We start from the raw sequence: 6,500 nt of genomic DNA, 5'->3' as shown, positions 1-6,500 counted from the left end.
AGTGATTCACATCCGCCGTGTCGATGGAGGCGCATTATAGGGAGTCGACTCAGGAAGACAAGCGGAAAAATGCATTTTTGTTTCAACCGCTCACCTTTTACCCACAACGCTTACTTTTGCTGCTTTTTTATCGCCATTGGCAGGTCTGCCAGACTATTTATAACCAAATCTGCCGCATTTTCTGCTTCCGGCGTGACGGGTTTGCCCGTGCGCACCAGTACCTTGGTTCCAACATTCGCAGCAGCTGCCGCCTGCATATCTTCTATTTTGTCGCCTACCATATAAGAAGCAGCCATATCGATGTGCAGGAAGTCGCGGGCGGAAATCAGCATCCCGGGATGCGGTTTACGGCAATCGCAGACCTGACGATACTCTTCTACGGTACCCTGCGGATGATGCGGGCAATAGTAGATACCATCCAGATCAACGTCGCGATCGGCCAGCGACCAGTCCATCCATTCGGTCAACGTTTCAAACTGAGCCTCGGTAAATTTACCGCGCGCGATACCAGACTGGTTCGTCACCACAATTAGCGCGTAACCCATATTTTTAAGTTCACGCATGGCATCAATAACACCGTCGATAAACTCGAACTCGTCAATCTCATGTACGTAACCGTGGTCCACATTAATGGTGCCGTCACGGTCGAGAAAAATTGCGGGTACAGACTTTGCCACCTTTTATAGCTCCTGAATAAGGCATGTGGCTCTAGTATCGCATGTTTCGGCGGGCAAGAAAGTGCTCATCGTGCAAAGCTAGATTGATTTAGACGTCTGGATGCCTTAACATCCATCTTGTTGACGGCCTTGACCGTCCCAGACAGACGAAAATGCCACGGCTAACTTAATTACGATAATAAATAACCAATGATTAAACTTTCGAATATCACCAAAGTGTTCCAGCAGGGGACTCGCACCATTCAGGCGCTAAATAATGTCAGCCTGCACGTTCCTGCCGGGCAGATTTACGGCGTAATTGGCGCCTCCGGTGCCGGTAAAAGTACACTTATCCGCTGCGTTAACTTACTTGAACGCCCAACCGAAGGCAGCGTTCAGGTCGGCGGTCAGGAACTGACCACGCTTTCAGAGTCCGAGTTGACCAAAGCTCGCCGTCAAATCGGCATGATTTTCCAGCACTTTAACCTGCTCTCTTCCCGTACCGTATTTGGCAACGTCGCGCTGCCGCTGGAACTGGATAACACACCAAAAGAAGAGATCAAACGCCGTGTAACAGAACTGCTGGATTTAGTCGGTCTTGGCGACAAGCACGATAGCTATCCGGCCAACCTTTCCGGTGGACAAAAACAACGAGTGGCGATCGCTCGTGCGCTGGCAAGTAATCCCAAAGTGTTGCTGTGCGATGAAGCCACCAGCGCACTCGACCCGGCAACCACGCGTTCGATTCTGGAGCTGCTGAAAGACATTAACCGTCGTCTGGGTCTCACCATTCTGCTAATTACCCATGAGATGGACGTAGTAAAACGCATTTGTGACTGCGTGGCGGTCATCAGTAATGGTGAACTGATTGAGCAAGACACCGTCAGCGAAGTTTTCTCTCATCCGAAAACGCCGCTGGCACAGAAGTTTATCCAGTCCACTCTGCATCTGGATATCCCGGAAGATTATCTGGAACGTTTAAAAGCAGAGCCGCAGGCCGACAGCGTGCCAATGCTGCGCATGGAGTTCACCGGTCATTCGGTCGATGCGCCATTACTCTCTGAGACGGCCCGTCGCTTTAATGTAAATAACAACATTATTAGCGCGCAGATGGATTACGCCGGCGGCGTGAAGTTCGGCATCATGCTGACTGAAATGCACGGCACACAGGAAGATACACAAGCAGCCATTAATTGGCTGCAGGAACACCATGTAAAAGTAGAGGTACTGGGTTATGTCTGAGCCGATGATGTGGCTGCTGGTTCGCGGCGTATGGGAAACGCTGGCAATGACCTTTGTGTCCGGTTTTTTTGGTTTTGTCATTGGCCTGCCGGTTGGCGTATTGCTGTACGTTACGCGTCCTGGGCAAATCATTGAGAACGCTAAGCTTTACCGTACGCTCTCTGCACTGGTAAATATTTTCCGTTCCATCCCATTCATTATTTTGCTGGTGTGGATGATTCCTTTCACCCGCATGATTGTGGGTACTTCTATCGGGCTGCAGGCCGCTATTGTTCCACTGACCGTCGGCGCCGCGCCGTTTATCGCCCGTATGGTGGAAAACGCGCTGCTGGAAATCCCGACCGGGCTGATTGAAGCCTCTCGTGCAATGGGCGCTACACCGTTACAGATCGTGCGTAAAGTCCTGCTGCCAGAAGCGCTGCCGGGCCTGGTCAATGCCGCCACCATCACCCTTATCACGCTGGTTGGCTATTCCGCGATGGGCGGTGCCGTCGGCGCAGGTGGTCTGGGACAGATTGGCTACCAGTACGGTTATATTGGCTACAACGCCACCGTGATGAATACAGTACTGGTATTGCTCGTCGTTCTGGTTTATTTAATTCAGTTATCCGGCGATCGCATCGTCCGGGTTGTCACGCACAAATAACGTTGCACACAACACTAAAAACTCATTAAGAAAAGGAAATAAGCATGGCGTTCAAATTCAAAACCTTTGCGGCAGTTGGAGCCCTGATCGGTTCTCTGGCACTTGTGGGTTGCGGTCAGGATGAAAAAGATCCTAACCACATCAAAGTGGGCGTTATTGTTGGCGCAGAGCAGCAGGTTGCAGAAGTCGCGCAGAAAGTGGCAAAAGAAAAATACGGTCTGGACGTTGAGCTGGTCACGTTTAACGATTACGTCCTGCCTAACGAAGCGCTGAGCAAAGGCGACATTGATGCTAACGCCTTCCAGCACAAACCGTACCTGGATCAGCAGATTAAAGATCGTGGTTACAAGCTGGTTGCCGCGGGCAATACTTTTGTTTACCCGATTGCGGGCTATTCAAAAAAAATCAAATCACTGGATGAGCTGCAGGAAGGTTCTCAGGTCGCTATTCCAAACGACCCGACTAACCTCGGCCGCTCGCTGCTGCTGCTGCAAAAAGTGGGCTTAATCAAACTGAAAGACGGTGTTGGCCTGCTGCCGACCGCGCTGGACGTGATTGAAAACCCGAAAAACCTGAAGCTGGTTGAACTGGAAGCGCCGCAGCTGCCGCGTTCCCTGGACGATGCGCAAATCGCCCTGGCGGTCATCAACACCACCTACGCCAGCCAGATTGGCCTGACCCCGGCAAAAGACGGTATCTTTGTTGAAGATAAAGATTCTCCGTACGTAAACCTGATCGTGACCCGTGAAGACAACAAAGATGCTGAGAACGTGAAGAAATTCGTGCAGGCCTACCAGTCTGACGAAGTGTACGAAGCGGCAAACAAAGTCTTCAACGGCGGTGCGGTTAAGGGCTGGTAATTTTAGGCTGTTTCCAGAATCTGTAATATCATCAGGACGGGCGCTTGCCCGTCTTGTCATTTATGCAAGCACCTGATTCAATATCTGACGTTTAGATCATTCATTGAGGAAATATTATGCGTGCTTTACCGATCTGTTTAGTAGCACTCATGCTGAGCGGCTGTTCTATGTTAAGCAGATCCCCTGTTGAACCCGTTCAAAGCACCGCTACCCCGCCAAAAGCGGAGCCGGAAAAACCAAAAGCACCGCGCGCGGCGCCGGTAAGAATCATTACTAACGCCGAAGATTTAGTGGGTAAACCGTTCCGCGATCTCGGCGAAGTCAGCGGCGAATCCTGCCAGGCATCAAACCAGGATTCCCCTCCTAGCATCCCAACCGCACGTAAACGCATGCAGATTAACGCCTCTAAAATGAAAGCGAATGCGGTATTGCTGCACAGTTGCGAAGTAACCAGCGGGACCCCAGGTTGCTATCGTCAGGCGGTTTGCATTGGTTCTGCACTGAACATTTCGGCGAAATGAGCCATTTTCAGTTCGAGCAAATAGGCGTTATCCGCTCACCTTATAAAGAAAAGTTCGCTGTTCCACGCCAGCCAGGTCTGGTGAAAAGCGCCAGCGGCGAACTGCATTTGCTCGCTCCCTATAACCAGGCCGAAGCTGTTCGCGGCCTGGAAGCCTTCAGCCATTTGTGGGTGATTTTTGTTTTTCATCAGACAATGGAAGGAGGATGGCGTCCAACCGTGCGCCCTCCCCGTCTTGGCGGCAACGCCAGAATGGGTGTCTTCGCCACGCGTTCAACGTTTCGTCCGAACCCTGTTGGCATGTCTTTGGTTGAGCTGCGGGGCATCCGCTGCCATAAAGAGCACGTTATCCTTGAGCTCGGCGGACTGGATCTTGTCGATGGTACGCCGGTAGTGGATATTAAGCCGTATCTGCCATTTGCCGAATCGCTGCCCGCTGCTCGCGCCAGCTATGCTCAGGATGCACCGCAGGCCAGCATAGATGTGACGTTCAGTGAAGAGATCGCTGGGCAACTGGCTGGGCTGGAAAAACGTTATCCGCATCTTCGCCAGTTTATTGCCGAAGTGCTGGCGCAGGATCCCCGTCCTGCCTACCGTAAAAACGAGGAAGAAGGCAAAACCTATGCCGTTTGGCTGCTGGACTTTAACGTCCGCTGGCGCGTTACGCCGTCAGGATTTGAGGTCTTTGCTCTGGAAGCCCGCTAATTTGCGTCGCGTACTCTTTTGACATCCCTTTCTCGCTGGTAAACTAAACCACTTTTGTTTTGTGCCAGGCTCGTTTTGAGCCTGTTCGATCGTTCAACTGGAACCGTAACAACATGCGTACTAGCCAATATCTGCTCTCCACTCTGAAGGAGACACCTGCCGACGCCGAAGTCATCAGCCACCAGCTGATGCTGCGCGCCGGGATGATCCGCAAGCTGGCCTCCGGGTTATATACCTGGCTGCCGACCGGCGTGCGCGTCCTGAAAAAAGTCGAAAACATCGTGCGTGAAGAGATGAACAACGCCGGTGCGATCGAGGTGTTGATGCCGGTCGTTCAGCCCTCTGAGCTGTGGCAAGAGAGTGGCCGTTGGGAACAATACGGCCCGGAACTGCTGCGTATTGCTGACCGTGGCGATCGCCCGTTCGTCCTTGGCCCAACGCATGAAGAAGTGATCACCGACCTGATTCGTAACGAGCTGAGCTCTTACAAACAGCTGCCGCTGAACTTTTACCAGATCCAAACTAAATTCCGTGACGAAGTCCGTCCGCGCTTCGGCGTGATGCGTTCCCGCGAATTCCTGATGAAAGATGCTTATTCTTTCCATACTTCTCAGGAATCTCTGCAGGAGACCTACGACGCGATGTATGCGGCGTACAGCAAGATCTTCAGCCGTATGGGTCTCGATTTCCGTGCGGTCCAGGCGGACACCGGTTCAATCGGCGGTAGCGCCTCTCACGAATTCCAGGTGCTGGCGCAGAGCGGCGAAGACGATGTGATCTTCTCCGACTCCTCCGACTATGCAGCAAACATCGAATTCGCCGAAGCCGTGGCCCCGAAAGAGCCGCGTGCGGCAGCAACGCAGGAGATGACGCTGGTTGATACGCCGAACGCGAAAACCATCGCCGAGCTGGTTGAACAGTTCAACCTGCCGATCGAAAAAACCGTAAAAACCCTGCTGGTGAAAGCGGTTGAAGGCAGCAAGTCTCCGCTGATTGCGCTGCTGGTTCGCGGCGATCACGAGCTGAACGAAGTCAAAGCGGAAAAACTGCCGCAGGTTGCCAGCCCACTGACCTTCGCCACTGAAGAAGAAATCCGCGCGTTGGTGAAAGCGGGTCCAGGTTCTCTAGGTCCGGTGAACATGCCAATTCCGGTTGTTATCGACCGTACCGTTGCCGTGATGAGCGATTTCGCCGCGGGTGCGAACATCGACGGTAAGCACTATTTCGGTATCAACTGGGATCGCGACGTCGCCACCCCGGAAGTGGCTGACATCCGTAACGTGGTCGCTGGCGATCCGAGTCCGGATGGCAAGGGCACGTTGCTGATTAAACGCGGCATCGAAGTGGGTCACATCTTCCAGTTGGGCACCAAGTACTCTGAAGCGATGAAAGCCGCCGTTCAGGGCGAAGACGGTCGTAACCAGATCCTGACCATGGGTTGCTACGGTATCGGAGTAACTCGCGTGGTTGCTGCCGCTATCGAACAGAACTATGACGATCGCGGTATCGTCTGGCCAGACGCCATTGCCCCGTTCCAGGTGGCAATTCTGCCGATGAACATGCATAAGTCCTATCGCGTGCAGGAACTGGCTGAAAAACTGTACGCTGAGTTGCGCGCGCAGGGCATTGAAGTGCTGATGGACGACCGTAAAGAGCGTCCGGGCGTGATGTTTGCCGATATGGAACTGATCGGTATTCCGCACACCATCGTGCTGGGCGACCGTAACCTCGACAACGACGATATCGAATACAAATACCGTCGTAACGGCGAGAAGCAGTTGATTAAAACAGGCGACATCGTCGACTACCTGGTAAAAGCCATTAAAGGCTAATACCAGCAAAAGGCCCTGATTATCAGGGCCTTTTTTTAT

7 protein-coding genes are annotated in these 6,500 nt (G+C 52.7%); 6 read left to right on the top strand and 1 reads right to left on the bottom strand.

Annotated features, from left to right (window positions below):
- Positions 1-110: 110 nt before the first annotated feature.
- Positions 111-677 carry a D-glycero-beta-D-manno-heptose 1,7-bisphosphate 7-phosphatase gene (gene gmhB / locus FDW96_RS02705; protein WP_042312133.1) on the bottom strand — a complete coding sequence of 189 codons (567 nt, stop codon included), beginning with the start codon at positions 675-677 and terminating at the stop codon, positions 111-113.
- A gap of 189 nt (positions 678-866) precedes the next feature.
- On the opposite strand from gmhB, the gene metN reads away from it, so the two are divergent.
- From metN to proS, 6 genes are all read left to right on the top strand, one after another.
- Positions 867-1,898, top strand: coding sequence for a methionine ABC transporter ATP-binding protein MetN (metN, locus tag FDW96_RS02700; RefSeq protein WP_038637459.1), 1,032 nt, complete (start codon positions 867-869; stop codon positions 1,896-1,898).
- Positions 1,891-2,544 carry a methionine ABC transporter permease MetI gene (locus tag FDW96_RS02695; protein ID WP_006686810.1) on the top strand — a complete coding sequence of 218 codons (654 nt, stop codon included), beginning with the start codon at positions 1,891-1,893 and terminating at the stop codon, positions 2,542-2,544. The genes metN and FDW96_RS02695 overlap by 8 nt, the downstream gene beginning before the upstream one ends.
- Positions 2,545-2,588: 44 nt before the next feature.
- Positions 2,589-3,404: a methionine ABC transporter substrate-binding lipoprotein MetQ gene (gene metQ, locus FDW96_RS02690; protein ID WP_006686809.1), complete on the top strand. Its 816-nt coding sequence runs from the start codon at positions 2,589-2,591 to the stop codon at positions 3,402-3,404.
- Between the two features lie 116 nt (positions 3,405-3,520).
- A complete protein-coding gene (gene rcsF, locus FDW96_RS02685; protein WP_016151780.1) occupies positions 3,521-3,925 on the top strand; it encodes an Rcs stress response system protein RcsF in 405 nt (134 codons plus the stop codon).
- Positions 3,922-4,629: a tRNA (N6-threonylcarbamoyladenosine(37)-N6)-methyltransferase TrmO gene (gene tsaA / locus FDW96_RS02680; RefSeq protein ID WP_061380835.1), complete on the top strand. Its 708-nt coding sequence runs from the start codon at positions 3,922-3,924 to the stop codon at positions 4,627-4,629. The genes rcsF and tsaA overlap by 4 nt, the downstream gene beginning before the upstream one ends.
- 113 nt (positions 4,630-4,742) lie before the next feature.
- Entirely contained in the window at positions 4,743-6,461 is a 1,719-nt protein-coding gene (gene proS, locus FDW96_RS02675) for a proline--tRNA ligase (RefSeq protein ID WP_061380836.1), read from the top strand.
- The last annotated feature ends 39 nt before the right edge of the window (positions 6,462-6,500 follow it).

This window comes from Citrobacter sp. TBCS-15, assembly GCF_005280815.1.
Classification (GTDB): domain Bacteria; phylum Pseudomonadota; class Gammaproteobacteria; order Enterobacterales; family Enterobacteriaceae; genus Citrobacter; species Citrobacter werkmanii.
Note: the sequence above shows the minus strand (reverse complement) of the source record. Positions and strands in the feature narration are given on the sequence as shown.

Coding starts and splice junctions, on each gene's coding strand:
- metN (WP_038637459.1), top strand. CDS start 867: ATGATTAAACTTTCGAATATCACCAAAGTGTTCCAGCAGGGGACTCGC.
- FDW96_RS02695 (WP_006686810.1), top strand. CDS start 1,891: ATGTCTGAGCCGATGATGTGGCTGCTGGTTCGCGGCGTATGGGAAACG.
- metQ (WP_006686809.1), top strand. CDS start 2,589: ATGGCGTTCAAATTCAAAACCTTTGCGGCAGTTGGAGCCCTGATCGGT.
- rcsF (WP_016151780.1), top strand. CDS start 3,521: ATGCGTGCTTTACCGATCTGTTTAGTAGCACTCATGCTGAGCGGCTGT.
- tsaA (WP_061380835.1), top strand. CDS start 3,922: ATGAGCCATTTTCAGTTCGAGCAAATAGGCGTTATCCGCTCACCTTAT.
- proS (WP_061380836.1), top strand. CDS start 4,743: ATGCGTACTAGCCAATATCTGCTCTCCACTCTGAAGGAGACACCTGCC.